31 protein-coding genes are annotated in these 25,623 nt (G+C 43.5%); 8 read left to right on the forward strand and 23 right to left on the reverse strand.

Annotated elements, in window-relative coordinates; genetic code table 11:
* Nucleotides 1–133: 133 nt before the first annotated feature.
* From P4361_RS15165 to P4361_RS15175, 3 genes are all read right to left on the reverse strand, one after another.
* Nucleotides 134–880 carry a YjbA family protein gene (locus tag P4361_RS15165; RefSeq protein WP_053354765.1) on the reverse strand — a complete coding sequence of 249 codons (747 nt, stop codon included), beginning with the start codon at nucleotides 878–880 and terminating at the stop codon, nucleotides 134–136.
* A gap of 222 nt (nucleotides 881–1,102) precedes the next feature.
* Entirely contained in the window at nucleotides 1,103–2,341 is a 1,239-nt protein-coding gene (gene fabF / locus P4361_RS15170; RefSeq protein ID WP_328089917.1) for a beta-ketoacyl-ACP synthase II, read from the reverse strand.
* Nucleotides 2,342–2,377: 36 nt separating this feature from the next.
* The gene (locus P4361_RS15175; RefSeq protein WP_053354767.1) at nucleotides 2,378–3,310 is read right to left on the reverse strand and encodes a beta-ketoacyl-ACP synthase III; all 933 of its coding nucleotides are present in this window, start codon (nucleotides 3,308–3,310) and stop codon (nucleotides 2,378–2,380) included.
* A 195-nt stretch (nucleotides 3,311–3,505) separates the two neighbouring features.
* Between P4361_RS15175 and P4361_RS15180 the strand changes: the two genes are divergently transcribed.
* Nucleotides 3,506–3,793: a YppG family protein gene (locus tag P4361_RS15180; protein WP_082683303.1), complete on the forward strand. Its 288-nt coding sequence runs from the start codon at nucleotides 3,506–3,508 to the stop codon at nucleotides 3,791–3,793.
* A gap of 37 nt (nucleotides 3,794–3,830) precedes the next feature.
* On the opposite strand, the gene P4361_RS15185 is transcribed toward P4361_RS15180, so the two are convergent.
* The 4 genes from P4361_RS15185 to P4361_RS15200 all read right to left on the reverse strand — a co-directional run bounded on the left by P4361_RS15185 (nucleotide 3,831) and on the right by P4361_RS15200 (nucleotide 6,947).
* The gene (locus P4361_RS15185; RefSeq protein ID WP_053354769.1) at nucleotides 3,831–4,004 is read right to left on the reverse strand and encodes a ComZ family protein; all 174 of its coding nucleotides are present in this window, start codon (nucleotides 4,002–4,004) and stop codon (nucleotides 3,831–3,833) included.
* Nucleotides 4,001–4,987, reverse strand: a complete 987-nt coding sequence (locus P4361_RS15190) for a BMP family ABC transporter substrate-binding protein (RefSeq protein WP_248252361.1) — start codon at nucleotides 4,985–4,987, stop codon at nucleotides 4,001–4,003. Before P4361_RS15190 ends, P4361_RS15185 begins: the two co-directional genes overlap by 4 nt.
* Nucleotides 4,988–5,204: 217 nt before the next feature.
* Nucleotides 5,205–6,107 carry an NAD(P)-dependent oxidoreductase gene (locus P4361_RS15195; protein ID WP_328089918.1) on the reverse strand — a complete coding sequence of 301 codons (903 nt, stop codon included), beginning with the start codon at nucleotides 6,105–6,107 and terminating at the stop codon, nucleotides 5,205–5,207.
* A 99-nt stretch (nucleotides 6,108–6,206) separates the two neighbouring features.
* A complete protein-coding gene (locus P4361_RS15200) occupies nucleotides 6,207–6,947 on the reverse strand; it encodes a hypothetical protein (RefSeq protein ID WP_062231372.1) in 741 nt (246 codons plus the stop codon).
* A gap of 170 nt (nucleotides 6,948–7,117) precedes the next feature.
* On the opposite strand from P4361_RS15200, the gene P4361_RS15205 reads away from it, so the two are divergent.
* Both P4361_RS15205 and P4361_RS15210 read left to right on the forward strand, forming a co-directional pair.
* Nucleotides 7,118–7,300 carry a YjzD family protein gene (locus P4361_RS15205; protein ID WP_053354773.1) on the forward strand — a complete coding sequence of 61 codons (183 nt, stop codon included), beginning with the start codon at nucleotides 7,118–7,120 and terminating at the stop codon, nucleotides 7,298–7,300.
* A 70-nt stretch (nucleotides 7,301–7,370) separates the two neighbouring features.
* The gene (locus P4361_RS15210; protein ID WP_328089920.1) at nucleotides 7,371–8,543 is read left to right on the forward strand and encodes a M20 family metallopeptidase; all 1,173 of its coding nucleotides are present in this window, start codon (nucleotides 7,371–7,373) and stop codon (nucleotides 8,541–8,543) included.
* A gap of 132 nt (nucleotides 8,544–8,675) precedes the next feature.
* Here P4361_RS15210 and P4361_RS15215 read toward each other — a convergent pair whose 3' ends face one another.
* The 9 genes from P4361_RS15215 to argC form a co-directional block, all read right to left on the reverse strand.
* Nucleotides 8,676–8,855, reverse strand: coding sequence for a YjzC family protein (locus P4361_RS15215; protein WP_062231369.1), 180 nt, complete (start codon nucleotides 8,853–8,855; stop codon nucleotides 8,676–8,678).
* Nucleotides 8,856–8,941: 86 nt separating this feature from the next.
* Nucleotides 8,942–9,343, reverse strand: a complete 402-nt coding sequence (locus P4361_RS15220; RefSeq protein ID WP_062231367.1) for a hypothetical protein — start codon at nucleotides 9,341–9,343, stop codon at nucleotides 8,942–8,944.
* Between the two features lie 55 nt (nucleotides 9,344–9,398).
* Nucleotides 9,399–10,334 (reverse strand): ornithine carbamoyltransferase, encoded by a 936-nt coding sequence (argF, locus tag P4361_RS15225; protein ID WP_425590272.1) that lies wholly within the window; start codon nucleotides 10,332–10,334, stop codon nucleotides 9,399–9,401.
* A 5-nt stretch (nucleotides 10,335–10,339) separates the two neighbouring features.
* Nucleotides 10,340–13,483 carry a carbamoyl phosphate synthase large subunit gene (locus P4361_RS15230; protein ID WP_328089922.1) on the reverse strand — a complete coding sequence of 1,048 codons (3,144 nt, stop codon included), beginning with the start codon at nucleotides 13,481–13,483 and terminating at the stop codon, nucleotides 10,340–10,342.
* Nucleotides 13,476–14,555 carry a carbamoyl phosphate synthase small subunit gene (locus P4361_RS15235; protein WP_328090031.1) on the reverse strand — a complete coding sequence of 360 codons (1,080 nt, stop codon included), beginning with the start codon at nucleotides 14,553–14,555 and terminating at the stop codon, nucleotides 13,476–13,478. Before P4361_RS15235 ends, P4361_RS15230 begins: the two co-directional genes overlap by 8 nt.
* Nucleotides 14,556–14,625: 70 nt before the next feature.
* Entirely contained in the window at nucleotides 14,626–15,780 is a 1,155-nt protein-coding gene (locus P4361_RS15240) for an acetylornithine transaminase (protein WP_091006530.1), read from the reverse strand.
* Nucleotides 15,777–16,526 carry an acetylglutamate kinase gene (argB, locus tag P4361_RS15245; protein ID WP_053354780.1) on the reverse strand — a complete coding sequence of 250 codons (750 nt, stop codon included), beginning with the start codon at nucleotides 16,524–16,526 and terminating at the stop codon, nucleotides 15,777–15,779. The genes P4361_RS15240 and argB overlap by 4 nt, the downstream gene beginning before the upstream one ends.
* A gap of 12 nt (nucleotides 16,527–16,538) precedes the next feature.
* Nucleotides 16,539–17,768: a bifunctional ornithine acetyltransferase/N-acetylglutamate synthase gene (gene argJ / locus P4361_RS15250; RefSeq protein ID WP_328089924.1), complete on the reverse strand. Its 1,230-nt coding sequence runs from the start codon at nucleotides 17,766–17,768 to the stop codon at nucleotides 16,539–16,541.
* A gap of 16 nt (nucleotides 17,769–17,784) precedes the next feature.
* Nucleotides 17,785–18,822 carry an N-acetyl-gamma-glutamyl-phosphate reductase gene (gene argC / locus P4361_RS15255; protein ID WP_328089926.1) on the reverse strand — a complete coding sequence of 346 codons (1,038 nt, stop codon included), beginning with the start codon at nucleotides 18,820–18,822 and terminating at the stop codon, nucleotides 17,785–17,787.
* Between the two features lie 143 nt (nucleotides 18,823–18,965).
* Between argC and P4361_RS15260 the strand changes: the two genes are divergently transcribed.
* On the forward strand, nucleotides 18,966–19,094 hold the full coding sequence (locus tag P4361_RS15260) for a hypothetical protein (RefSeq protein WP_255357532.1): 129 nt from the start codon (nucleotides 18,966–18,968) through the stop codon (nucleotides 19,092–19,094).
* Here P4361_RS15260 and P4361_RS15265 read toward each other — a convergent pair.
* The 6 genes from P4361_RS15265 to P4361_RS15290 all read right to left on the reverse strand — a co-directional run bounded on the left by P4361_RS15265 (nucleotide 19,091) and on the right by P4361_RS15290 (nucleotide 22,926).
* Complete coding sequence (locus tag P4361_RS15265; RefSeq protein WP_053354783.1) at nucleotides 19,091–19,327, reverse strand: MoaD/ThiS family protein; 237 nt, start codon at nucleotides 19,325–19,327, stop codon at nucleotides 19,091–19,093. The two genes, P4361_RS15260 and P4361_RS15265, sit on opposite strands and share 4 nt — an antisense overlap.
* A complete protein-coding gene (locus P4361_RS15270) occupies nucleotides 19,320–19,790 on the reverse strand; it encodes a molybdenum cofactor biosynthesis protein MoaE (RefSeq protein WP_328089928.1) in 471 nt (156 codons plus the stop codon). Before P4361_RS15270 ends, P4361_RS15265 begins: the two co-directional genes overlap by 8 nt.
* A complete protein-coding gene (mobB, locus tag P4361_RS15275; RefSeq protein WP_062231353.1) occupies nucleotides 19,787–20,314 on the reverse strand; it encodes a molybdopterin-guanine dinucleotide biosynthesis protein B in 528 nt (175 codons plus the stop codon). The genes P4361_RS15270 and mobB overlap by 4 nt, the downstream gene beginning before the upstream one ends.
* Complete coding sequence (locus tag P4361_RS15280) at nucleotides 20,278–21,561, reverse strand: molybdopterin-binding protein (RefSeq protein ID WP_328089929.1); 1,284 nt, start codon at nucleotides 21,559–21,561, stop codon at nucleotides 20,278–20,280. The genes mobB and P4361_RS15280 overlap by 37 nt, the downstream gene beginning before the upstream one ends.
* A gap of 31 nt (nucleotides 21,562–21,592) precedes the next feature.
* Nucleotides 21,593–22,357, reverse strand: a complete 765-nt coding sequence (gene yjfP, locus P4361_RS15285) for an esterase (RefSeq protein WP_256225573.1) — start codon at nucleotides 22,355–22,357, stop codon at nucleotides 21,593–21,595.
* Nucleotides 22,358–22,650: 293 nt separating this feature from the next.
* Nucleotides 22,651–22,926 carry a hypothetical protein gene (locus P4361_RS15290; protein ID WP_328089931.1) on the reverse strand — a complete coding sequence of 92 codons (276 nt, stop codon included), beginning with the start codon at nucleotides 22,924–22,926 and terminating at the stop codon, nucleotides 22,651–22,653.
* A 136-nt stretch (nucleotides 22,927–23,062) separates the two neighbouring features.
* On the opposite strand from P4361_RS15290, the gene P4361_RS15295 reads away from it, so the two are divergent.
* The 3 genes from P4361_RS15295 to P4361_RS15305 all read left to right on the forward strand — a co-directional run bounded on the left by P4361_RS15295 (nucleotide 23,063) and on the right by P4361_RS15305 (nucleotide 24,401).
* A complete protein-coding gene (locus tag P4361_RS15295; protein ID WP_053354789.1) occupies nucleotides 23,063–23,875 on the forward strand; it encodes a Cof-type HAD-IIB family hydrolase in 813 nt (270 codons plus the stop codon).
* 127 nt (nucleotides 23,876–24,002) lie between these two features.
* Entirely contained in the window at nucleotides 24,003–24,146 is a 144-nt protein-coding gene (locus P4361_RS15300) for a hypothetical protein (protein WP_156316220.1), read from the forward strand.
* Between the two features lie 3 nt (nucleotides 24,147–24,149).
* Nucleotides 24,150–24,401, forward strand: coding sequence for a DUF3813 domain-containing protein (locus P4361_RS15305; RefSeq protein ID WP_328089932.1), 252 nt, complete (start codon nucleotides 24,150–24,152; stop codon nucleotides 24,399–24,401).
* 43 nt (nucleotides 24,402–24,444) lie between these two features.
* Here P4361_RS15305 and P4361_RS15310 read toward each other — a convergent pair whose 3' ends face one another.
* Nucleotides 24,445–25,032, reverse strand: coding sequence for an SGNH/GDSL hydrolase family protein (locus P4361_RS15310; RefSeq protein WP_062231340.1), 588 nt, complete (start codon nucleotides 25,030–25,032; stop codon nucleotides 24,445–24,447).
* Nucleotides 25,033–25,159: 127 nt separating this feature from the next.
* Here P4361_RS15310 and P4361_RS15315 point away from each other — a divergent pair, with 127 nt between their 5' ends.
* On the forward strand, nucleotides 25,160–25,612 hold the full coding sequence (locus P4361_RS15315) for a GNAT family N-acetyltransferase (RefSeq protein WP_053354792.1): 453 nt from the start codon (nucleotides 25,160–25,162) through the stop codon (nucleotides 25,610–25,612).
* Nucleotides 25,613–25,623: the final 11 nt, after the last annotated feature.

A 25,623-nucleotide genomic window follows, 5' to 3' on the forward strand; every position in this document is an offset into this window, starting at 1 on the left:
AAATGTGAAGTTCATTTTCGAGGAATCTCGCACCTTGCACTCCAATCAACTTTTCATTGAAGATTTTTCACGTCAAAGGAGCTGCCTGAAGGTCAATTTTCGACTTTCAGGACAGCCCCTTATTGCTTCATGGTCAGTTTACGTGTGTCCCGTTCTCAAGTTCCCATATCTTTTCAAAGTAAGGCTGCCCTTTTACTAATCGTTCACAGATTGCATAATGCTGGTCGCTCCAGCCGTCTTTAATTTCAGAATAAAGTGCTGCCCATGCTTCTTCAAATTCCATTCGCTGAATGGCCATGTAATTCTCAGGCATCCACTCCGTATACCAATAACGCACTTCCGCAACATTTTTAGTTGTATGAAGCTGATCCAGCACCATGAACAAGAGCTGCTTTAACTGTCTTTCTTTTCTTGTGAGCCCTCTCATGATAATCGGTTCCGGTGATAGGATATGATGCTCTTTTTCTTTGATTTCTGGTTTGAACGTGTAAGTTGCGGTCTCCATTTGTTCCGCCATTTCATAGACGAGCTGTTCCTGTCTCGGAATCAGTCTGCTCTTTCGTATCGGGATACGATAGCCCATCGTGTCAATCACCATCGTTTTCTTCTCATCCGTTATGATAAAACAATGATCAAGCTGCACTCTCTGGTTGTTTTTTCTTACGTATGCTTTTTGGTGTACTTCCTCTAAAAGGGAATCTGGAAGATCGCTAAGTTCATTTTCAATATAATGAAAGAGTGAAGAATCCATTTTCACGATTGGAACTTGATCGAGCAATTCAATAAAGTCATCCTTTCTCCACTCATGGAACTCACAAACGTTATAGCCATTTTCTTCACCTTCGAACCAATTCACCCAAACATCTCGTAAATATAACATCTGCAACCCCTCGCTTAACCGTTTTGTTAAAAACAGTATAGTCAGAGGTTGTCCAATTTATTCTATGGCATGGGAAGAAAAATCCCGAAAGGAACACAAAACCCTGGTTAATAGAATCAACCAGGGTTTTGTATTACAAACAAATATCTTGGTTGAAAAAATCAACCATCATTTTGTACACAAACAAAAATCTTGGTTGAAAAAATCAACCAAGATTTTGTACTACTCACTGTATTTTTTAAAGATAAGTGTTGCGTTATGGCCGCCGAAGCCTAAAGAGTTGCTGAGCACAGCGTTAACTTCTGCTTTTCTTGCTTCATTCGGCACGTAATCCAGATCACACTCCGGATCCGCTGTTTCATAGTTAATGGTAGGAGGAATGATACTGTTTTGAATGGATTTTACTGAGAAAATCGCTTCAATTCCACCTGCCGCGCCTAAAAGATGCCCTGTCATTGATTTTGTTGAACTGACAGCCACTTTATAAGCATGCTCTCCAAATACTTCTTTGATCGCCATCGTTTCAAACTTATCATTATAATCTGTGCTTGTTCCATGAGCATTGATGTAATCAATTTCTTCTAATGCAAGACCGCTGTCTTCAACAGCTTGTGTCATGGCTCTGACTCCGCCTTCTCCTCCTGGAGCCGGGGCTGTAATGTGATGGGCATCACCGGTGCCTGCATAGCCTACGATTTCTGCGTAAATTTTCGCTCCGCGTTTTTTTGCAAACTCAAGATCTTCAAGGACAAGAATACCTGCACCTTCACCAATGACGAAACCGCTGCGGTTCGCATCAAATGGACGGCTGGCTGTTGCAGGATCCTCATTGTAGGAGAGTGCTCCAGCTTGGCAAAAACCAGCCAATGCCATATCTGTGATCGGTGCCTCAGTTCCTCCGCAGATCATCGCATCCGCATCTCCGCGCTGAATCACTTTAAACGCGTCACCAATGGAGTTTGCACCTGATGCACAAGCCGTTACCGTACAGGAGTTCATACCTTTTGCTCCAAGAATAATGGAAACCTGTCCTGCTGCCATATCCGGAATCATCATCGGTACAAAGAACGGGCTGACCCTTCTGTAGCCTTTTTTCTCAAAAACACGGAATTGTTCTTCATGCGTATCCATTCCGCCGATTCCAGAACCGATCCACACCCCTACACGCGGTGCGATCTCATCTGTAATGTCAAGCTCTGCATCTTCCACTGCCATTTTAGAGGCAGCTACTGCAAATTGAGTAAAGCGGTCCATTTTTCTTGCTTCTTTGCGGTCCATGAATTCCTGGGGATCGAATTCTGTAGCTTCTGCAGCTACTTTTACCGGGAATTTATCCCGGTCCCTGCGAGTTAGCGGGCCAACACCAGATTCACCTGCAACAATTCGGTTCCATGTTTCTTCTACACTATTTCCAAGGGGAGTAACGGCTCCCATTCCTGTAATTACTACACGTCTTTTCATTTTTAATTCAACTCTCCTTTGAAGAATAGTTAGCTATTATCTTCCCCACCGAAGTGCAACTGCACCCCATGTAAGGCCGCCTCCAAATCCAACGAGTACTAGCAGATCATCATCTTTTATTTTACCATTTTTTAAGGCATCAGAAATAGCCATAGGAATAGAAGCTGATGAAGTATTTCCATATTTATTTACGGTAACTGCCATTTTTTCTTTCGGAAGATCAAGCCGCTGCCGTGCTGCTTCCATGATCCGGATGTTGGCTTGATGCGGAATAAGGTAATCTACATCATCCTTAGTCAATCCAGCTTTTTCAACAACGTTCATGGATGATTCACCCATTTGGCGGACAGCAAATTTAAACACTTCCCGGCCGTTCATATAAAGATATTTGTCCTGATAAAGGTGTTTCGCTCCTCTGCCGTCTGAACCCAGTTCAAAGGAAAGGATCCCTCTGCCTTCAGAAACTGTCGACATTACAGCAGCACCTGCTCCGTCACCAAACAGCACTGCTGTATTTCTGTCATTCCAGTCTGTAATTCTGGACAATTTTTCAGCTCCGACTACCAAGACATTTTTGTAGGTTCCCGATTCAATGAATTGTTTAGCGATCACCATTCCATACATGAACCCAGAGCAGGCTGCACTTATATCCATAGCAACAGCATTAACCGCTCCCAGCCGATCCTGGATCATACAAGCAACGGAAGGAAAAGGCCTGTCAGGAGTGACGGTAGCCACAACAATCAGATCAATGTCCTCTGCATTCATATCAGCGTTTTTAAGCGCCTCTCGTGCAGCATTTTCAGACATGTGTGATGTATTGATATCGTCAGATGCTATTCTGCGTTCTTCAATTCCTGTTCGAGTACGAATCCATTCATCACTTGTATCTACCATTTTTTCCAAATCGAAATTTGTTAACACTTTCTCAGGGACATAAGCACCTAAACCCAGTATTCCAGCATTCATGTCATTACCCCTTTGGTTTATTTTTTATATTTTGTTCGCCAGCTAACTTAGTATCAATTTTTAAGACCTGGTACTAATGTAAGATATTTTTTGTTTTTTGTCCAGTACCGAGATTTCCGGTACAAGATACCAACTTCAAATCAGGGCATATCCTAGAGAGAGATGTAATCAGTCTGAAAATAAGGAGTGGTACATTTGAATTCGCCTCGCTATGGGCCTCCTTCACCAAGGCATCCAAGGCCGCTGATGCATGCAAGAAGCCCATTTCCTCCACCGCGGCAAACAAGAGAACAGCCTCCAAGTGAGCCGCCCTTTATACCTATGGCTTACCGCCAGCCCTTTCAGCGACCCAATCCCTTATTAAGTGCATTCCGGACGAACGATGGGGCGTTTGATTATAACAAGCTGATGGCGGTTATTGATCAGACCGTTAAAGTAGCACAGCAGGTCTCACCGCTCTTTAATGCCTTTAGGAAAAAATAAAAGAGCCAACACAGAGTTGGCTCCTTTTTCCGTTTTCTTAATCCTGTTTTCCGAGCTCATAAGCATCGTTCATTACTTTAAGCAGAAGATTCAACATAGGCTGGATATCCTCCATGGATAATTCCATTCCTTTTTTCTCCAAAAGCTCTTTTCCTTCTGGCAGATGCTTCATGGCAATTTGCATGAATTTCATATTGAGTTCTTGATTCATTGTTCTTCCTCCAATACATGTTCTTTCATTACTTTTCCGTTGGGGAGCTTTCCGGATTTTTTGTATTCGTCAATTTCCTGCTTTATCTTCTTTTCAAAAGAAGCAGGCACTTGCGGGCTGAACCTGCCCAGAGAAATGGCTTTCTCCTTAAATCCATATTGCAGATTCCCGGATTTCAGATCGCCTTCATTAAACTTGTCAGCGACAAATCCATACACATATTCAACATTTTGCACCGTACTAGTCAGTACTGTAGCGCGGCCGAGATCCGATTGGTCAGATACATAGCCTACCGCGTATAGTGCTTTCTTTTTCACTTCTTCAATAACAGGGATGGTAAATCCGTCACCTGCAGGATAGAAGACATCTGCCCCGGAAGCTTCCATCTTACGGAATGCGCTGATAGCCTTCTGTTCATCGCTCCAGCTGTGTACCACATTCTTATCCACTTTAATTTTGGGCTTTTGGTAACGAGCACCTTCTATAAAGCCATCTATTTCAGGCTGCCAATCCTGGGCGGCAATTACTCCAAGATGGTTGGTGCGGCTCATTTTGGCTGCTGCCATTCCAGCGAAAAAACCCATTCCATATGAATTAAAATGAATGCTCGTTACATTTTTGCCATGTACTTTTCCATTAAAGCTCACAAAGTGCATCTTGGGAAAATCACTGCTGATCTGATCAAAGATATCAGCATAAATCTTACCATGGCCAAAAACGAGGTTAACCTTTTTCTTCTGAAACTCTTTTACTGCTTTAAGCACCTGGCTTTTTGTTTCTATTTTTTCTTTATAAAAAACTTCATTCCCATATGTATCCTGAATCTTTAAAAGCCCTTTATACCCCTTGTCACCCCAGCCCTGATCATTGATTGTATCCTGAATCAGGAGTCCCGTGTTTTGAAGGTTCTGTGAAGATTTTTCCTGGCATCCTGTGAGACCTAACAGTATACAAGCTGCCAGGAGCAATGTTTTGATCTGCATTTTGGACGTTCACTCCCATTTCCTCGCTTGCCGGATATCCCCTTTTTTTAGTATAAAGAATAATGGGAAAAGCGCAAGCGCCCTGATAAGGTCCGTCAAGCGCTGGAGTTCTTACACAGCAACACGCTTTTTGTGTTGAGGTGTAAGAGTGAAGCGACCTCGAGGACCTAGGCGCTGAAGCTGGACAATAAAAAAAGGGAAAACATATTTTCCCTTTTTATGCCTTAAACCTATTTTTGAGCCTTTCCTTGCTATGCTGAATCTGCTTTTTCAAACCTTCTTCGATTTTAATATCTGAGCGGAATCCAAGTTCTTTAGCTGCCTTTTCTCCTACAACTACCATGTTTCGCTTTTCTTTTGGAAATTCATCTTCTTTTATAGATAGGAGTTTTAATCCTTTGCGCCACTCTCCGCTTGTTCCGCTGACTATATTATATATCACATTTCTGCTTTCGTTTTCTGCAGCCAGACATAATGCTCTGACAGCATCTTCAACGTAGATCGCATCCTCCGTGACAGAATCTTTTTTTACCATCATTACATCACGTTCTCCTTCGTCTGCGCTGATGATCTGCTGAAAAGTCATCCCCTCAGGCTGCCAAGGGCCATATACTGTTGGAAATCTTAGAATGACGTATGAAAAATGCTTTTTTGCAGCAGCCATTCGAATGCAATTCTCTTCTGTGAGTTTAACCAATCCGTACAATGTCTCCGGATTCGCTGCAGAGTTCTCTGTAACTTCACCTGTTTTTTTTCCATACACATCATAAGAAGAGGAAAAGATGAATTTCGTTTTTCGGCTGTCTATTGATTCAGCTAACAGCCGCATACAATGAACATGGTCCTTTACTCTATCTTCAATATTACTCCATTGTTCATTTGGCTGAATCCCACAGGCAAGATGGAAAACCACATCGACCTTTTGCATAATCTTCATCAGGTCCGCCTGTTCGATTCGCTGATTAATGAGTTCAAAGTTTGCGTTTCTTCCAATATAATCTAATTTTTCGGTTGATTGGGAGCCATCGATTCCTATGACCTCCACATCATCCTCTAAAAGTTTGGTACATAAGTGGGAGCCAATAAACCCTGCTGCTCCTGTAACGAGTGCTCGTTTCATGAACAATCCTCCGTTCTTTATCCTTCTCTATATCGTATTTTTCAACTTAAGGAGTATGCATCTTAAGAAAAGCACATAAAAAAACCTGCAACAATAAAGTCACAGGATGGTTTCAAAGCGGCTGTAAAAATAAGGGATGGAAGTATACCGTTCTGCACTTTTACCCGGCATCTGTATGGTCAGCGAAACAGAGAAACCTTTTTCAAGGCAAGAGGATTCAAAGGGCCGGCTATGCACTTTGAAAGGATAAACCGAACCTGCCGCATCATGAAAAATTTTAATCGGTACATTGCTTTTCAGGTTGAACCGAGAAATCTCTTTGTCTAGAAATCCATCGATCTGTTCGTTTTTTATTCCGTAAGCCTGGCTGATTTCTTTGCGGATTCGCTTTAAAAATAATTTGTTTTGCTTTTCCTGCTGAAAATGCCCCTTTAGATCCAGGCAGGGGTTGATAAAAATGGCAGACCGGATGTATCCTTCCATATCATTGATAAAATCGAGTGCGGTAAGAGCACCCATTCCTTCTGCCAGGATATGAATCTTCGGATTTAGAATTTCATATTTCAGAACATATCGGTAAACTCTTCTCGCAAGATTTACAGCCTCTGGGTTCCCCCAGTTGCGTCCGTATAGATGAGAGTAAAAAACGGTGTATCCCATTTCCATCAGAGTACGGATGAGCATGAACCGGTCAGTGTTCTGTTTCCATAAACTTGTATGATTATCAACAAAATGATTGCAGTCTCCAAATACCATGACAGCAAAACCGTTTGGCTGTTCAGGAAGATGTATTGTATTCCATTGTCCATCTAAGCTGAATGATCTCTCTTCGATACTCACTTTTCTCCCCTCATCCAAAGTTTTCTTACTTATTCTATGTCCGTTCTGTGAAATGGAGAAGGGATATGCCTATTCCTGGCTGATTTCCTAAAACATTTAAAGACAAAACATTGATTTTTTGTTACTATATCAAGAGAAGAACTCGTTTACATAAAGCTGAGGTGAACTAAATGCGCTATTTCTGGACGTTAATCTGGTCATTACTTTTAAGCAACATGGCATTTTATGTACTGGCTTCCATGCAGGGCGGAGCATACGACTTCGCAAAAGCTACAACATTTGGCGTGATCTTTGCCGTATTTATCATGATCATCGGTGCTGTACTTCCAAATGAAGCAGAAACTGCAGAATAACCAAAATAGCAGCCCATCACATCCGTGAAGGGCTTTTTTTCATAATAAGGACGTATCTGGAGGTTATCGAATGAAAGAATCCATTACCGCTTTCCTGGATGACAATTTTGACTTATTTAAAGAAGTTGCCCGCTATATTTGGGAGCATCCCGAGCTTGGCTATAATGAATATCAGTCATCCAATAAACTCATTGACACATTAAGATCATTTGGTTTTGAGGTTGAAGAGAATATCGAGGGAATGGAAACGGCATTTATTGCTGTTTATGACAGCGGACAATCCGGACCTTCCATCAGCTTTCTGGCAGAATATGATGCACTTCCGGAAATTAACCACGCTTGTGGCCATAATTTGATTGGTACGATGAGTACGGCTGCCGGAATTGCACTTAGCCGAGTGCTCGCCGAGACCGGAGGAAAAGTACTTGTATATGGAACGCCTGCAGAAGAAACTGGAGGAGCCAAGGTTCACCTTACCGATAAAGGATACTTTGACCGTGCAGATGCTGCTCTCATGTGCCATCCATACAAAGCCTTTGAACGAAGCGGATCGAGTATGGCGATGGAAGCTCTGCAATTTGACTTTAAGGGCAAATCCGCGCATGCTGCTGCTTCACCTCATGAAGGAATCAATGCTCTGGATGCTGTCATTTCATTGTTTAACAATGTGAATGCTCTCCGACAGCAGGTCACCCCAGATGTCCGCATCCATGGAGTAATCACGCAGGGCGGTACCGTACCCAATGTAATTCCGGATCGAACACAAGCTAAATTCTATGTGCGTGCGTCCACTGTTGAACAATTGCCAGACCTGGTGAGAAGAGTAAAAGACTGTGCTGCAGGAGCAGCTATGAGTTCGGGCTGTGAATGGGAAGCCTCACATTATGAACTCGGCTACGCCAACTTGCTTACGAATGAATCCATGTCAGATGCGTTTACAAAAAATCTCGTATCCCTCGGCATTCCGCTCGAAGAAATTGAAACAGGGAATGACCATGGATCACTCGATTTAGGTAATGTGAGCCAGGTTATACCAGCGATCCACCCGTATATTAAGATTACGGATGCCTTTCATAATCTCCATACGAGAGAATTTTGCACTGCAGCCAATTCAGAAAAGGGCTATGATGGAATGCTCATCGGTGCAAAATCACTTGCACTAACCGGCTATGACCTCCTGACGAATCCACAGCTTCTAAAGACTGTCAAAGAAGAATTCGAAAACCGCGAAAAAAGGACCTGATCCCAGGTCCTTTTTTCTTTTACGCGCCAGTTCGTTAAAATTACGCGCCAATCAGGTTGATTTACGCGCCGATCTTAGCTTTTTACTCGCCGATCCCGGCAATTTACGCGCCAATCTCTTTTTTCAGCAGAATCATGGCTTTCGTTTATACGTCCAAACACGGTTATGATTTGAATTTTTCGGAAAGGGATCCCCCGTACTAAGCTGGACCTCTTGCGGATCGTTGACCATGCTTCCGGTTTCGCCGATTTCTACATAGATGCCATTGTTTGGAGCCTTTTGCCCATGTTTAAATTGATGATTCTGACCCAATGTTTCCACACTCCTTTTTACATTTTCGTTGATTACTATTCCCAAAAACACACAAAAAAACCAACCAATAATGGCTGGCTCGGAAATTAGTAATATGGAACAGGCGTGACGTTCGCCAGGTTGGATACCGGGATGATAAACCGTTCAATTTCATAGCTTCTTACAGGCTGCGAAAACCCGTAATATGGATAATCGTATTCGGTTTCGTTGTTCTCTCTTTCACTGTCCTGCCCCTCATCAATAATGGGAGAAGCAAAATAAATATTCTGTCCGTCCATGAATTCAATAAATCCATCGTATACACTGCCATCGAGCATGGTTACCGAAACAAATCGCTGAATGTTTTTCCGGCACAGCTTCTGCATCTTTTTGAACATTTGAGGATTCGGCGGGAAGCCTTGCTGCTGAAAGCCCGGTTGCGGTTGCTGGTAGCCTTGCGGCTGGAAACCTTGCTGTTGAGCATAATAAGGATTCTGGTTATTAAACATGGGGCACCTCCTTACTAACACATGTTATTCACCCAGCCCCAATGTGTTCATCCCCTTACATGACAGATGCAAGCAGTGCTTTTTGAACATGCAGACGGTTTTCTGCTTCCTCAAAGACAACGGAATGAGTTCCATCTATTATTTCACCTGTCACTTCTTCCCCTCGGTGTGCAGGCAGGCAATGCATGAAAATATAATCCGGATTTGCGCCTGATAAAGATTCGCTGTTTACTTGATAATCTTTGAAAGCTTCGAGACGCTCATTGGTTTCGTCTTCCCAGCCCATGCTTGCCCATACATCGGTATACACGATATCGGCATGTTGTATGCCTTCTTTTAAATCATTGGTCACAAGAATCTTCGCACCCGATTCTTTTGCAATTTCCTGCGCTTTACTTACAATCTCCGCTTTCGGCTTATAATTCTTCGGAGTCACAATGGTACAGTCCAGTCCCACTTTAGCCGAGCCGATCATTAAGGAATGGGCCATGTTGTTTCCGTCCCCAATATACGTTAATTTTTTTCCTGCAAAAGCGGATTTATATTCAAGAATGGTCATGAGATCAGCAAGTACTTGGCATGGATGATAATCATCGGTCAATCCGTTGATTACAGGAATATCTGCATGCAGAGCAAGTTCTTCAACAATCTCATGGTTAAATGTTCTGATCATAATTCCATCAAGATACCTTGACAGCACTTTAGCGGTGTCGGCGATCGATTCTCCTCTTCCCATTTGAATGTCACGGGAACTTAGGTGCAGAGCATGCCCGCCTAACTGAAGCATGCCGACTTCAAACGAGACTCTGGTTCTGGTCGATGATTTTTCAAAGATCATTCCTAGGGTTTTTCCTCCCAGCAGGTGTTTTAGCTGGTTTTCTTTTTTCAGCTGAAGGGCATAGTGAAGGATTTGTTGTATTTCATCCGCCTTCCAGTCCGCCAGGGTTAACAGGTCCTTGCCTTTGAGTGACGTTTCCGCAATGGATGCCATCGGATTCATAGTTTAACTCCCTTTCTTTCTTGTTTTTCTTTGATATGGATAGGATTTTCGTTATAAGACAATAGCCCATACTGATAGAACGCGCATGTTTCCCATTGTGTAAAGATATAATTGCCCGCCAGGCTGGCTTCCATTAATCTTTCATGCGATTGTTCATCACTGCCCGTTGAAAAATAAATGCCCGTCTGCCTCGATTGGTTCCACTCTGAAAAAGACAGCTGTGAAGGAAAGAACACCTCCATGCCTTTCTCTTTCCAATTTTGAAGAAGTTGAGTTTCTTCTATAGAAAGCAGTTCTTCCTCCATGTCTGCAAAAAGGCTGGCTGGCATCGAAGCATCTCCTGTTCGCGCAGCTGGATTGCATCCTGTAAAGATTTTTTGTACGGCTTCCCCTACAGAATCTCCAATTCCCAGCACCTCTCCGGTTGAACGCATGATTGGTGCGGTTTTTGGCGAGAGTCCTGGAAGCTTAACATTGGAGAATACCGGTGCTTTTACAGCAAAATAATCGCTTTCATTTAGTCCGGCTTCTATTCCGATTTCAGGCAATGTTTTACCAATCATGACTTGTACTGATGCCTGTATAATGTTCACACCTGATATTTTATTAAATATTGGTGCAGTCCTCGATGCGCGAGGGTTGATCTCAAGGACATATACCTGGTTTCCATCGATGACGAACTGGATATTGAATATTCCTTTGAATGGCATAGAACTTGCTATAATTTGGGTGTATGTGACGATATGTTCTATCGTGCTTTTTTGCAGGCTGACTGGAGGTGTGATAGCTGTGCTGTCTCCAGAATGGATGCCAGCTGGCTCGATATGTTCGAAAATCCCAGGAATAAATACCTTTTCTCCGTCCGTCAAGACATCCACTTCCGCCTCTTTTCCGGCAATATAACGGTCGACTAGGACGGGAAACTCGATGGCCTGTGTGTTCATATAATTCTTCAGTTCCTCATCACAGTGAACAATCATCATTCCTTTCCCACCGATTACGTAGGAAGGGCGAAGCAAGACCGGGTAGCCGATCTTCTGTGCGGATGTCAGCACTTCTTGCTGATCATACGCTGTTTCCCCTGGCACATGAGGGATGCCGCATTTTTTCAGAAAGTGATAAAACCGATCCCTGTTCTCCATTTCATCGATCAGATCCGCATTTGAACCAAGGACTTTGATACCCGCTTCTTCCAGCTGATTTGCTACATTAATAGCTGTCTGTCCCCCAAACTGAAGGATCGCTTTTTCGGCTCCTTCAAACTCCAGTACGTTCATGATGTCCTCAAATGAAAGAGGTTCAAAATAAAGTGTATCCGCGACCTCAAAATCAGTACTTACGGTTTCGGGATTATTGTTGATCAGAATGGTCTCATAGCCTTCCTTCTGCAAAGCAAGCACGCCATGAACACAGCAATAATCAAACTCCACTCCCTGACCGATCCGGATTGGGCCAGAACCGATAATAGCAACTTTTTCTTTGTCCACTGGTGATTTGTCACTTTTCCCTCTCCAGCTTGAGTAATAATAAGCCGTATCAGCAGTAAATTCTGCCGCACATGTGTCGACCATTTTATATGAAGGAACGATTCCTGATTGAATCCTTTTTTGTCTTACTTCATTTTCAGTCACGTTCCAGGCCGCTGCGATCGTCTGGTCAGAGAATCCCGCAGCTTTCCATTCAGAAAGCTTGTTTACTTCCAGGTCTTTCATTGAACTGCTCTTTATCTGCTGGTCGAGGTCTGCCAGTTTTTTAAATGAAGCAAGAAAAAATGAATTGATTTTCGTCCATTCATGAATCTCTTCAACCGAAGTTCCCCTGCTGAGCAATTCGGTGATCGCAAAGAACCGGCGGTCGTCCGCTTCTAATAAAAGATTTTTCAGCTTCCCGCTCCCCCATGTCTTAAGCTCCTGCAAAAAAATACTTTCCGTGTCCAGTTCCAGAGAACGGACAGCCTTTTGCAAAGCCGCTTCCAGGTTCCTCTCGATGGCCATCACTTCTCCGGTGGCCTTCATTTGCGTTCCGAGTTTTCTTTCTGCTTCCGGAAATTTGTCAAACGGCCAGCGCGGCATTTTAACCGTAATATAGTCCAAAGCAGGTTCAAAGCTGGCAAACGTTGAACCAGTAACTGGATTTTTCAGCTCATGAAGCTGATAACCAATGCTTAACTTGGCTGCTATTTTTGCGATTGGATATCCGGTTGCTTTTGAAGCCAGGGCAGATGATCGGCTTAAACGAGGGTTCACCTCAATCAGATAATAGGCTTTGCTTTCTGGATCAAGAGCGAACTGGATATTGCAGCCGCCGATAATACCAAGTGCCCTGATGATTTTTATGGCTGACGAACGCAGCATGTGGTATTCCTGGTCTGTCATTGTCTGGCTTGGTGCGACAACCATCGAATCGCCGGTATGTATGCCTACCGGATCAATATTTTCCATATTGCATATCGTGATACACGTATCATTGCAGTCGCGTACCACCTCATATTCAATTTCCTTAAATCCGGCAATGCTTTTCTCGATCAGACATTGGCCGATCGGACTTGCTGATAGACCTTTTTTAACGATGACATTCAGTTCGTGCTCTGTATGCGCAGTACCGCCCCCGAAGCCTCCCAGCGTGTATGCTGGACGAATAATTACCGGAAACCCTATTTTTCCTGCAAACGCAGCAGCTTCTTCAGCTGTTGTTACAATTTCACTGTCGGGTACAGGTTCATCAAGCTCATGCATCAATGCACGGAAAAGCTCGCGGTCTTCTGCTTTTTTAATGGACTCCAAATTTGTCCCAAGCAGTTTTACATTGTGTTCCTCTAGAATCCCCTTTTCCTGAAGCTCCATTGCCAAGTTCAACCCGGTTTGACCGCCGACTGAAGCCAAAAGTCCGTCAGGTTTTTCCTTTGAGATAATGCTTGCCAAGGACTGGGCATTCAGAGGTTCAAAATATACTTTATCGGCATACGTTTCATCCGTCATGATGGTAGCCGGATTATTATTGACGAGAACAACATGTATTCCTTCTTCTTTCAGCGCTGCACAGGCTTGTGTTCCTGCATAATCAAATTCAGCTGCCTGCCCGATGACGATAGGCCCCGAACCAATCACCAGGACACTATGAATCTCTTGCTGCTTAGGCATAAATCTTTTCGCTCCTCTTTTCTTTGATTAGTTCAATAAAACTGCTGAACAAATGAGCATGATCTTCCGGTCCTGGATTGGCCTCAGGATGAAACTGGGCCGTCATGACCGGATGTGTTTCATGAAACATCCCTTCTACACTTCCATCATTGATATTTTTATAGAGCACTTGAAACCCGGTATGAATTAAACTGTTTTCCTCCACAACATAGCCATGATTTTGCGAGCTCATCGCCACTTTATTCGTTCTCACATTAATGATGGGATGATTCGCTCCCCGATGGCCAAATTTTAATTTTTTAGTATTTCCGCCGAAAGCCAGTGCCAAAAGCTGATGACCGAGACAAATACCAAATGAAGGGTAGAGCTCGGCTAGCCTTCTGTACACTGGCATATAGGGTGCCAGTTCTTTTGGATTGCCCGGTCCATTTGAAAAGAGAAGGCCATCCGGTTTTAGTTTATGGAGAACTTCTTCTTGTGTATCATAAGGGACGATGGTCACTTTGCATCCGGACGAGATAAAGGCATCCAAAATGGATTTCTTATATCCGAAATCAATCATTACGATATGTGTTTTTCCTTTGCCGTACACCTCAGATTTTGTCACGGCTACTTCTTTTACCAGCCTTCCCTGCATCCCTTTTTGTTCTTTGAAATCCTGCAAAGTTTGTTCACTGCTGGTTAATAACCCTTTCATGTCTCCCTCGGAACGGATCAATTTTATTAGAGACCGGGTGTCTGCTCCGCTCAAATGCGGTATATTATGCTTCTTCAGCAAAGCTGAAAATGACTCCTGGCTCTGATAGTGATGGCCTTCTTCATCTGCAGAGCATGTCACCACTCCGGCTGGCTGAGGAACGATAGATTCAAAGTCTTCTTTATTGATCCCATAATTTCCGATGAGAGGATAAGCAAAAACAACAATCTGTCCGTGATAAGAAGGATCGCTCAGTACCTCCTGATATCCGGTCATTCCGGTAAAAAACACCACTTCACCGCTCGAGCATTGCGTCTTCCCGTGCCAAATCCCTTTAAAACTTTCTCCATTAGAAAGCTGCAAGTATCCTTTCATCATTCCTTCTCCTTTGTATATTAATTTATATATTTGGATTTTTATGCATTTTCTTGTAAAAAAAAATGAGTTATACTAGGATGCTTTTCTTTTTAACAGCTTTAGATATTTTTTTGACGCCTTCCGCCAGTTCTTCATAACTCATGTTTAGAGGCGGGAGAAGACGCAAAACACACTCTCCTGCCGGCAGTGCCAGCACCCCATCGTTTTGAAGTTCCTGAATGAGTGGCGCGGCTTTATGACTGAATTCAATACCTGCCATCAACCCCAGCCCTCTGACTTCTAATACTTCCTTACAAGGAGAAAGTTCTTTCTGTAATTCTTCAATTAAAAAAGCGCTTTTTTTCATCACTTCATCCAGAAATACGTCAGAGAACACTTCTTTTAGTACGGCACTCGCTGCTGCCATGGCAAGCGGATTCCCCCCGAAAGTCGTTCCGTGGCTGCCTGGTCCAAACGCTGTGCTTACTTCCTCAGTCCCCAGTACAGCACCTACTGGAAAACCGTTGCCTAGTCCTTTTGCGGACGTAACGATATCAGGTTTTAATCCATAATGCTGAAAAGCAAAAGCTTTCCCAGTCCGTCCAATCCCAGTCTGCACTTCATCAATGATCAAAAGTATGTCATGATCCTTGCAATGCTGCTGAACCCTTTGCAAGAAGGATTCATTTCCCGGTATGACACCGCCTTCTCCTTGAACCACTTCGAGCATTACCGCAGCTGTCTGTGAATCAGCGTATTTGATCAATGAATCAAAATCATTAAAAGGAACCGTTTGAAAGTCCGCCAGCATCGGCCCGAATCCTTTTTTAATCTTATCCTGCCCTGTTGCTGCCATTGCTCCATAGGTTCTTCCATGAAAGGACTGCTCAAACGTTATGATTTTTGTTTTCCCAGTAAATTTTCTTGCCAGTTTAATAGCAGCTTCATTCGCTTCCGCTCCGCTGTTGCAGAAAAACACTTTATTTAGATGAGTAGGCTTAACCAGCAGTTCTGCAGTTTCTTCCTGAAGATCAGATTGGAACAGGTTAGATGTATGCCAGACTTTTTTCAATTGTTTTTCAACCGCAGCTGTGACCGCTGGATGAACATGGCCTAAATTGCAAACACCGATACCGCTCGTAAAATCAAGATAAGACTTGCCCGCCTGATCGGTCAACGTACTCCCGCTTCCACTTTCAATCTGCAGGTCCCATCGGCCGTAGTTTGAAAATAGTGCACTCAACTGTATACCTCCTCTTTTATGATCATCGTCCCTTTCATTTCTTTTCCTACGATCTGAATCTCTTTAATTTTGGATTGCAGACATCCTATAGCCGCCTGTACTTTTGGAATCATCCCTCCTGTTATGACCCCGTTATTAATCAGCTCATGTATTGAAGCGATGGACGCTTTTTGAACAGTCTTGCCTTCTGCCATAATTCCGTTGACGTCTGTCACAAAAATCAGAGATTCCGCCTCCATCGCAGAGGCAACTTCAAAGGCGACTGTATCTGCATTTAAGTTCAAGATTTCTCCAGTAAGATTCCTTGATACTGATGCGATGACAGGGATAAAACCAGCTTTGATCAGCTGCGTCAGCGTTCCGCTGTTCACCTTTAAAATCTTGCCCACATGGCCCCATTGTTCTTTTTTCAGATAGTCACATTCCAATAGCGCACCATCATTGCCATTTATTCCGATAGCTTTGAGCCCCAGCTGGTTCAGCTGATACACAAACCAGGGATTCAGCCGGCCTGCAAGTACCATTTCGGCTGTTTCTGCCGCTCGGCCGGAGGTTCGCCTCACACCGTTGATAAATTCATTTGGTATGGACAGGACATTCATAAATTTGGTAATATCCGGTCCGCCTCCATGAACAAGTATGATTTGTTTTCCTTCTTCCTGCATATCTTTTAACCTCTGAAAAAATGAAGGCTCCAGCGCTTTCAGAACGCTCCCTCCGCACTTAATGATTACCAATTGATCCATCCTGTCTCCTCCTCACGTCGTATAGCTGGAATTGATTTGTACGTAATCATAGGTTAGGTCGCAGCCCCAAGCTTTTCCTATTCCGTTTCCTGTATGGAGGTTGACTGTTATGGAAATTTCGCTCCCTGTTAAGTAGCCAGAGATCTCTTCATGGTTAAAGCGTTCGATTTCACTCTGCACCAGTACAGGAAAATCTCCTATATAAAGATCAATCGCTTCTGGACTCATTTCGATGCCTGCATATCCAAGGACAGCTACGATCCTTCCCCAGTTGGGATCACAACCGAAGATGGCCGTTTTCACTAGCGGTGAACCAACGATGGACTTTGCTGCCGCTCTAGCTTCCTCATTGCTTGCCGCCCCTTCCACCTTCACCTCGATCAATTTCGTTGCTCCCTCTCCATCTCTTGCGATGGCTTTCGCAAGATCGGTGCACGTTAGTGTCAATGCTTGAAGGAATGTTCCCCAGTCAGGGTGATCAGGAGTGAGTTCCTCATGATCTGCATATCCATTGGCAAGTATGAGAACCATGTCATTCGTCGATGTTTCACCATCAACAGTAATACAGTTGAAGCTTTGATCTGTCACTTTTTTCAGTGCGTGATGAAGGTTTTCGGGAGATATGTTAGCATCCGTTGTTAAAAAGGAAAGCATCGTCGCCATATTCGGATGAATCATTCCAGATCCTTTCGCTGTACCCGCCAGCACCACCTCTGATTCGCCTACAGTAAAAGAGTAACAAGCGTTTTTTGTCTTCGTATCGGTCGTTAAAATCGATTGGCTGAACTCCAGCGCTTGATTCAGTTTGGATGCGGGATTCAATTGCTGAATTCCTTTTAATATTGTATCGATCGGCATTGTCTCGCCGATAATGCCTGTGGAGGCTACCCCAACATGATTCTGTTGCAGTCCAAATCGTTCACTCACTTCATTGCGCATGGCATAGGCATCCAATCTGCCCTGTTCTCCCGTAAAGGCGTTGGCATTCCCAGAATTAACAATCACAGCCTGCAGCAATCCTTCAGTTTCAATGCTTTCCTTCGTGACCTCCAGGGGAGCTGCCTTGATCTTATTTGTTGTATATACTGCCGCAGCTGAAGCTGGTTTCTCGCTCAAAATAATACCTAGATCTTTTTTCTTGTATTTAATTCCGCAGTTCATACCCGCAGCTGAAAATCCTTTTGGCAATGTAATATTTGATCCTGTAACTTTTTTTAGATGAGATGAAACGATAGAAGCCACATCGGCTCTCCTTTCTTTATGGAAAAACTGGACTTGCCGGCAATCCGGCTGCTTCCGGAAATCCATTCATTAGATTAAAATTATGTACAGCCTGGCCTGCTGCACCTTTCATCAGGTTATCGATGACCGATACAGCTGTTATGCGCTGTGTCCGGTGATCAAAGGACCAGCCGATGTCACAAAAATTGCTTCCGTACACCTGCCTGGTGGAAGGAAATCCTTGTGATGGAGAAAGCCTGATAAAATCATGCTGTTCTGCATACTCGATATAGGTTTCCTCAATCTCCTTCGGACTGACCCCCTCCTTCACTTTTGCATACATCGTATTCATGATTCCACGCGTCATAGGAACCAAATGTGAACTGAACGTAATGGGCTTGTTCGTTTCACAATAGTGATGGAGCATTTGTTCAATTTCTGGAATATGCTGATGCTGGTTTACCTTATAGATTTGCAGATTATCGTTAGCAAACGGAAAATGTGCCGAAACAGAAGGAACCGCCCCAGCTCCTGATACACCAGACTTTGCATCAATAATAATTGTACTGACTTCTATTAAACTCTTTTTGATCAGCGGCAAAAGGCCGAGCAAAGCTGCCGTCGGGTAGCACCCGGGGTTGGCGATCATCTGAGCGTTTCTTATTAGATCTGTGTTCCACTCTGATAGTCCATAAACCGCTAGATCAACCCACCTGGCATCGGGCGGTTCTTTTTTGTACCACTGCTTATATTCCTCACTTTTCTTTAAGCGGAAGTCGCCTGCAAGGTCAATCACCTTCATCCCCCGCTCAAGAATCGGAGGCAGCAAACTTGCAGAGACCCCCGTAGGTGCTGATGAAAACAGAAAGTCAACCTGTTCAGGAATTTTGTACGGATCGATGTCTTCCAGCTTTCCCTCCTTGATGCCGTTCAAATGGGGATAGATTGTTTCAATCGATTCTCCTTTTTTACTTGATGAATACAACGTAAGCTTTTTTACACCGGGATGCTGCAGCAGCAGCCGCACAAGTTCAAGACCCCCGAAGCCTGTTGCTCCTACAATACCGACATTCAAAACTTCCACCTCGTTTTTTTAATGTATGTTTCATTATATGTATGTATAAAGATAAATTCAACTGTATATTTATAAATTTTTTATTTTTTCTGAGTTGATTGCACAAATCGTTGCGTTTAAGATAAGGAAAAGGAGGTGGGAGAATGAAGGAATACGTGGGAGAATGCAGCCAATGCAAAAAGCCCATCTATTGTTTAGAGGGCTTTTTAAATGGCATTCATGTGGACCAAACGACATTATTATGTTTTTCGTGTGCAGAACGCGAAAATTAACCTCCGCTTACCGGAGGAATAAAGGCGACAGTATCCCCTGTGGACACTTCTGTATCATCATCGGCAAATTCTTCATTGACCGCCGATAGACAGCCTATAAACATTTTTGGAAAATCATACTTTTTTTCTAATGCGGATTTAATATCAGAAATACGGAGCCGTTCTTCATCCAACTGAAGCTCAGCCGTGCCTGCGCGTTCCTGCATGCCGGCAAACAACAACACTCTAATCATTTTTATCTTCCTCGCTTTCAGGATGGCCTTTTGAATAGGCCTCTGTTTCAAGCTGATCTCCCACCCACATCTCTCCGTTATCCCAATGTTCTTTTTTCCAGATGGGGACAATTTCTTTGATGCGCTCGATCGCGTAGCGGCATGCATCAAAGGCTTCTGCCCGGTGAGGTGTAGAAACCGCGATAACAACAGCAATATCAGAAATATCCAGGCTGCCGATTCGGTGGGAAATGGCCGTTCTTGATCCCGGCCAGCGGGCACTAATCTCATCGCCTATCTTCGCAAGCTGTTTTTCTGCCATCGGAATATATGCTTCATACTTTAAATAGACCGTTCTTTTACCCTTCGTCAACTCTCTGACAGTTCCTATAAACGTATTTACTGCACCGGCTTCCGCCCTGATCACTTTATCTATAATGTCCTGTATCAAAATTGGTCCAGTGATAATTTCAAATCGTTTCATGTATTCAACCCCTTAAACAAATCCAGAAGAAAATCTATATATTGTTCCTTTTCGCCAATCCTGAAAAATGGAAGATCTGCTGATATCAGCTGCCTGGAAACAGGCGGCCATGCAATCACCGCAAGAATTTTCACACTGTCTTCAAGAAGTTTTAGATCTGCATTCTCCTTTAACAGGACGATGCGGGGCAGCTGATGTTCCTTGAATCCCTCTAGCAGCAGCAAATCAAGTCCCAGCGGTTCATAGAGTTCCAGCAGCTTGCATAAGCTTGCTTGCATATTAAGACAAAGCTGAAAAGCATTCCCGCCTTCAACCCCTGAAACAACTGCCCCCGCTCTGCGGTGTGCTGCGGTATCCGTTTCATCGTCTCGAAATTCAACCCGGCCGCCATGTCCATGATGCTTAAGCGTTCCGGTCATGATTCCAGCCTTGGCCGCAGCCTCTAATAGGTTTGTAATCAAAGTTGTTTTTCCGCTGTTCTTATATCCTACGACTTGGACTTTACTGCCAGATCCCATGGCCATACACTGCCTTCCCCGTCTAATAAGAGCGTGGTCACTTCCGATCCTTTTTCCCACCCCCTCGTTCCCCCAGGCAGAACGATTAGCGCATTGGCGTCTGCGAGGGAGGAAACGGAACCCGATTTATCCAAGCCTACTGGAACAGAAGATGGTGCAGAGCCCCTCCATTCCACTCTGCTTCGCACAAAACGTGTAAATGGATTCGGTTTAAGGAAATCCTCCTGTAACTCTGTTTTTAAAACGCCAAGATGAACCTTTTCGGCATTCAAGGCATTCAAAAGATAAGGACGCACGAACAGCTCACAGCCCACAAAGCATGCTGACGGGTTGCCGGAGAGGCCAAATAAAAGTTTCCCCTTGTAAACCGATGCTGAAGTAACGCTCCCCGGCCTCATCGCGATTTTATTAAAAAGCAGCTTTGCCCCCATCTTCTTATAGATTGCCGGCAAATGATCAAAATCTCCCACTGAAACGCCGCCTGTCGTGATTAAAACATCACATCGTTCTAAAGCGCCGACAATACCCGTATACGTTTGCTCGAAATCATCCGGTAGTTTGCCGAGTATGTGAGGTTCACCGCCTATTTTTTTGATCTGTGAGGCAATCATGTAGGCATTGCTGTTTCGAATCTTTCCGGGAACGAGCTCCTCCCCAACATCCAGCAGCTCTGTACCAGTTGCTAATATCCCCACCACCGGCTTCTTCATAACCTTCACTCTTTCATAACCGAAGGTAGCCAGAAGAGCGACAGCACCCGGATGAATTTTTGAGCCTTTTTTTAAGATCGGAGTTCCCTGTTTTGTGTCTTCACCCTGTTCAGAAATATTATCACCTGGGTGGACAGTTCGTCTTATCTCAATATGCCTGCTGTCCCTCTCGCTCACGAGCTCCAGCATGATGACGGCATCTGCACCTTTTGGGATCTCAGCCCCTGTCATTAGGCGTACGGCCTCTCCCTCTTGAACTGTTTTTTCAGAAACATGGCCTGCTCCGATTGAATCGATCACGTTTAAGATTACAGGAGCTTGTTTTGATGCACCATTTGTATCTTCAGCTCTAATTGCAAATCCATCATAAGGAGAACGATCAAAAGGAGGCACATCATGGGTAGCTTTAATGTCTTCCGCTAAATAACGGTTATCACTTACTTCAAGAGGAATCTTTTCGGTCGGCAATTCAAATGTTTGATCCAGTACACTCCGTACTGCTTCCCAGACGGGTATGATTTCCCGTTTTTCAATCGGCATCATGCTCACCTCTCTCTCTTTGGTTATTTCAGATCTATAAATATTTGGCAAACCATTTTACCGTTTCGAGATACGCCGTCCTAGATACTTTATGCCCTGAGGTTTCATCCGCGATGTATTGGATTTTCTCAGGATTTTTATAAACAGCCTTTGCTTTTCTATAGAAATCGCAGCTTTGGCTGAAAGGTACCACTTCATCGATCTTGCTGTGCCATAATAACAGAGGCCGATTATCAAGCTTTTCCATGCACGATGTTAAATCAAAGGGCTTAATGATGGAGATGACCTTCGCGAGTGCCTCTTCTGAAAAAGGAAAGGAAACTTCCTGCTGTTTCATCTTTTCAATCTGCCAATAAGCAAAATCTTCATAGTACGGTGTTCCCATGAGTGTTACAGCGGCTTTTATATAAGGATACTGCGATAGAGCTCCAAATGTAATGATCCCTCCCATGGAAGTACCTGAAACCCCTACCCTCTTTGGGTCAATTATGCCTTCCCGATCAAGAGATTGAACAAGTGTATGTATGTCCTGGATACCTTGAACGACGATATCCCAGAAGGAATACATCCTTTTATCTCCTGAAACGTCAGACATTCGTTCACCATGATGAAGCATATCCGGCAGAACGACACGGTATCCTTTTTGGGCAAGGGCATAGGCAAAGTGCAGGTTGTGCTCCTTTGCGCTCGTGAATCCATGGATAAACAACATTAAAGGAAGCTTTTCATTCTCTTTGCCCGTTTCAAAAGCATGCAGCACCGGAATGTTATCAATTGTTCGTGTTTCTATGGTTACCATATACTCCTCCTTTGCTTATTGTTTTCTCTATCATAACAAGTTAATCGAAATTTGCGTATTAGAAAAGCTCAATCGCCCGTTAAAGTCCGACAGCGCTGGAACTCTTACCCAACAACACGCTTTTTGTGTTGTTGGGTAAGAGTGAAGCGACCTAAGACGAAATGGTAAATATTTTTCGTCTCTCGAGAACTTATGCTGAAAACTGAAGTTCGTTTTCAGCACTGGGTGATTGAGCTAGACATTACATCTATGCATGCTAAGTTGCTTTATACTTTCTTACCTTGGTCATTGCCTTACTGTTTCTTTTTATTGTAATAATTCACGGGATACATGCTTCCTTCCGACACCATTTCATTATCATCGATATCATATGGATCGGGATGGCCCGCTTTATTCACAGGCAGTTTCTGATCTTTTTCCTCTTTTTTCATAAAAGGAAGGATTTTATCTTTCATGTCATTGACCATCATTTTAGCCATAGTCCTGTTGGAACCCTTACGCAAGAGGTAGGATGTTACTCCGGCAGCGGACAATGCAAAACCAGATAGCAGCAAATATTTCTTCTTCATGGAAACTCCTCCTTCTTGAACCAATATGTATGTAGCATTACCCTTGAGCCGATACTGTAAAACTTCCTTATATTGGACAGTGATTAAGGAAAGCATTACACTAAACTTGAGAACCGAAGAAAAGGCAGGAATCTGAATGAAGAAACCGTATTTAATCGCGTTAGATCTAGACGGCACCTTACTGAATGATAAAAAAACGATTTCGGATCGAACAAAAAACGCCGTTCTTCAGGCTAAAAAAGAGGGCCATATCATCTGCATTTCAACCGGCCGCCCTTATCGTGCAAGCACCATGTATTATGATGAACTTGGCTTAAACACACCAATTGTAAACTTTAACGGCGCATTTGTCCATCACCCCCACGATAAGAAGTTTGGTGTGTACCATTCCCCATTGGAACTTTCACATGCGAAAAGAGTCATTCAAACTGCTGAAGACTTTCTTGTGAAAAATATTATGGCTGAAGTATTGGATGATGTGTATTTGCACAAAGAAGACGAGGTCATTGTCAATACGTTTATCATGGGAGAGAACCCGGCACAGACGGGGGACCTTCAAAACATGCTCACTGATGACCCTACCTCCATTTTGATTCATCCTCAGGATCATCACGTTGCTGAATTACGGGACCAGCTGAAACAGGAACATGCTGAAGTAATCGACCAGCGTGTATGGGCTGCTCCTTGGAACATCATAGAAATCATACGTGCCGGTTTAAACAAAGCTGTAGGATTAAAGAAAATCGCCGAATATTACAACATACCAACAGAAAGGGTCATTGCATTTGGCGACGAAGACAATGACTTGGAAATGATTGAATATGCAGGACACGGAATCGCAATGGGCAATGCCATTTCCGAATTGAAAAATATCGCAAACTTTGTAACGGCAACAAACGAAGAAGATGGAATCGCCCTTTACTTAGAAGATGTATTGTCATTAAAATAATGTAATCCATTAAACCCGGCAAAGACTAATCTTTGCCGGGTTTTTATAAATTTTGGAAGGGTGAGCTTTCTACATAAAACTCGTGCTTGTGTAAAAACTAATATAAACCGTTAGGAGGCCAAGATGAATGAGCAAGCACAGCAAATCAAAACGTGCTATACAGCAAGGCGCTGATGAAGTAAAGCATAATGACGTTCAGCAGCAGCTAAATGAAGACATTAAAGAAACGAAGCAAGAAGTTCAAAAAAATATTACATTAGGAGGAAATTAACCGATGGGTAATAATATTTTTCAGAGAGCAAGAGAAGCAGTTTCCAATCTGGTTGGGAAAAATGAAGAGGGGCAACACGAACAGCATGAGCAAATCAGCCAGCAAAACAATGACTTCAGCAACGAAGACGTTTCAGTAGCACAAAATATTATCTCTTCCGCCATGGCTGACTCTTCTGATGCAGAACGCCAGCAGCTTGCTGAACTGCAGGAAGAGCTTGACCAGACAAAAAGCAGCACACAAGACCAGCAGTAAAAGGCCGAGAGTTTTCTCTCAGCCTTTTTTTATGGGTTACCCATTATAGCAGTAACATTCGTTTCGAAGCTTGGGAACTTGTCAGCTTTTCCATTTTTCGGATGACGAGATCTGCAAGGAGTTTATAGCCCTTTTTATTAAAATGCAGGCCATCATTGTTAAGCATCTTGCAATAATCTTTGTTGATCATCTCTGTCCATAAATCCACGAAATGGGTATTGTACTTTTTTGCCAGTTTCCTTACCGCTAACGCGTAATTCTTCAACTCCTCATTTGATCTCGCATGTTGAAAACGTTCGTCAACCGGTGACGGAGAAACAAGGATGACCTTTGATGGACCAAGCTTTTCAATCATGTATTCCAGGTTTTTTTTATATTCTTCCACTTCGATTAAACGATGGCTGCTCGCGTCATTTGCACCAAAAAGAATGGTCACCAGATCAGGGTCATGCCGTAAAACGTCTTCCTGAAAACGGGTTAACGCCAATCGTGTGGTTTCAGCGGGTACACCTGCATTAATAACATTCCATTTCTGCAGGGACAAACGCACCCTTGAAGTCAGCCTAAGTGTACCATCATCGCTTTTTTCCTCAGAAGTGATGCTGTCACCGAAGCACACCAATGTTTTCATGAACTCCCCCCTTGCCATTTTTTAGTTTCATTATAAATATTCGCCTGTAAAATTCATTTGCTCACAGTCGCAAAGTGATTATTTTGTTATAATGTAGCTACAAAACCTATTTGCATGGAGGATTTTAATGTTTGTCTATGAAGTTCCGGCTGACGCCACTGAGGATTTAACCAAGAAAATCGCGGATTTGATCTCTCAGCAGCGGACGCGTTCAGAGGATGATGGCAGTTATCAAAAAGTATTAAACGGCATTTCTCTTGCCATCCAGAAGGATTCCAACTCAGGCGTCATCATCGCCGAGGAAGCAGGAGAAATTCTCGGAGTTGCATTCTACAACATCGGAATCAGTTTGCCTCTCGGCGGCCCCTATCTTTGGTTAAACGAACTTTTCGTCCGTGAAAATGCGCGAAACAAAGGGATTGCCCGCAAAATTTTGCTGCATCTGATCCATTGGGCAGAACGTGAAGGGATTAAGTCCATAGAGCTGGAAACAGGAATCAACAATTCAGTCACGAAACACCTGTATAACTCCCTTGATTTTCATGATATTGTATCACAGAGGTATCGTTTTAATTTTTAATAACAGGAGAT

It is taken from the genome of Fictibacillus sp. B-59209 (genome assembly GCF_036216745.1).
GTDB lineage: Bacteria > Bacillota > Bacilli > Bacillales > Fictibacillaceae > Fictibacillus_C > Fictibacillus_C marinisediminis.

Coding starts and splice junctions, on each gene's coding strand:
- P4361_RS15210 (WP_328089920.1), top strand. CDS start 7,371: ATGAAAGAATCCATTACCGCTTTCCTGGATGACAATTTTGACTTATTT.
- P4361_RS15315 (WP_053354792.1), top strand. CDS start 25,160: ATGTTTGTCTATGAAGTTCCGGCTGACGCCACTGAGGATTTAACCAAG.
- P4361_RS15230 (WP_328089922.1), bottom strand. CDS start 13,483: ATGCCTAAGCAGCAAGAGATTCATAGTGTCCTGGTGATTGGTTCGGGG.
- P4361_RS15280 (WP_328089929.1), bottom strand. CDS start 21,561: ATGATGCCGATTGAAAAACGGGAAATCATACCCGTCTGGGAAGCAGTA.
- fabF (WP_328089917.1), bottom strand. CDS start 2,341: ATGAAAAGACGTGTAGTAATTACAGGAATGGGAGCCGTTACTCCCCTT.
- P4361_RS15190 (WP_248252361.1), bottom strand. CDS start 4,987: ATGCAGATCAAAACATTGCTCCTGGCAGCTTGTATACTGTTAGGTCTC.
- P4361_RS15265 (WP_053354783.1), bottom strand. CDS start 19,327: ATGATTAGAGTGTTGTTGTTTGCCGGCATGCAGGAACGCGCAGGCACG.
- P4361_RS15290 (WP_328089931.1), bottom strand. CDS start 22,926: ATGAAGAAGAAATATTTGCTGCTATCTGGTTTTGCATTGTCCGCTGCC.
- P4361_RS15220 (WP_062231367.1), bottom strand. CDS start 9,343: ATGTTTAATAACCAGAATCCTTATTATGCTCAACAGCAAGGTTTCCAG.
- P4361_RS15295 (WP_053354789.1), top strand. CDS start 23,063: ATGAAGAAACCGTATTTAATCGCGTTAGATCTAGACGGCACCTTACTG.
- P4361_RS15185 (WP_053354769.1), bottom strand. CDS start 4,004: ATGAATCAAGAACTCAATATGAAATTCATGCAAATTGCCATGAAGCAT.
- P4361_RS15195 (WP_328089918.1), bottom strand. CDS start 6,107: ATGAAACGAGCACTCGTTACAGGAGCAGCAGGGTTTATTGGCTCCCAC.
- P4361_RS15305 (WP_328089932.1), top strand. CDS start 24,150: ATGGGTAATAATATTTTTCAGAGAGCAAGAGAAGCAGTTTCCAATCTG.
- P4361_RS15175 (WP_053354767.1), bottom strand. CDS start 3,310: ATGAATGCTGGAATACTGGGTTTAGGTGCTTATGTCCCTGAGAAAGTG.
- P4361_RS15270 (WP_328089928.1), bottom strand. CDS start 19,790: ATGAAACGATTTGAAATTATCACTGGACCAATTTTGATACAGGACATT.
- P4361_RS15300 (WP_156316220.1), top strand. CDS start 24,003: ATGAGCAAGCACAGCAAATCAAAACGTGCTATACAGCAAGGCGCTGAT.
- P4361_RS15165 (WP_053354765.1), bottom strand. CDS start 880: ATGTTATATTTACGAGATGTTTGGGTGAATTGGTTCGAAGGTGAAGAA.
- P4361_RS15260 (WP_255357532.1), top strand. CDS start 18,966: ATGAAGGAATACGTGGGAGAATGCAGCCAATGCAAAAAGCCCATCTAT.
- P4361_RS15310 (WP_062231340.1), bottom strand. CDS start 25,032: ATGAAAACATTGGTGTGCTTCGGTGACAGCATCACTTCTGAGGAAAAA.
- P4361_RS15205 (WP_053354773.1), top strand. CDS start 7,118: ATGCGCTATTTCTGGACGTTAATCTGGTCATTACTTTTAAGCAACATG.
- argF (WP_425590272.1), bottom strand. CDS start 10,334: ATGGCATCCATTGCGGAAACGTCACTCAAAGGCAAGGACCTGTTAACC.
- argB (WP_053354780.1), bottom strand. CDS start 16,526: ATGGATCAATTGGTAATCATTAAGTGCGGAGGGAGCGTTCTGAAAGCG.
- yjfP (WP_256225573.1), bottom strand. CDS start 22,357: ATGGTAACCATAGAAACACGAACAATTGATAACATTCCGGTGCTGCAT.
- P4361_RS15235 (WP_328090031.1), bottom strand. CDS start 14,555: ATGAAAGGATACTTGCAGCTTTCTAATGGAGAAAGTTTTAAAGGGATT.
- mobB (WP_062231353.1), bottom strand. CDS start 20,314: ATGGCCATGGGATCTGGCAGTAAAGTCCAAGTCGTAGGATATAAGAAC.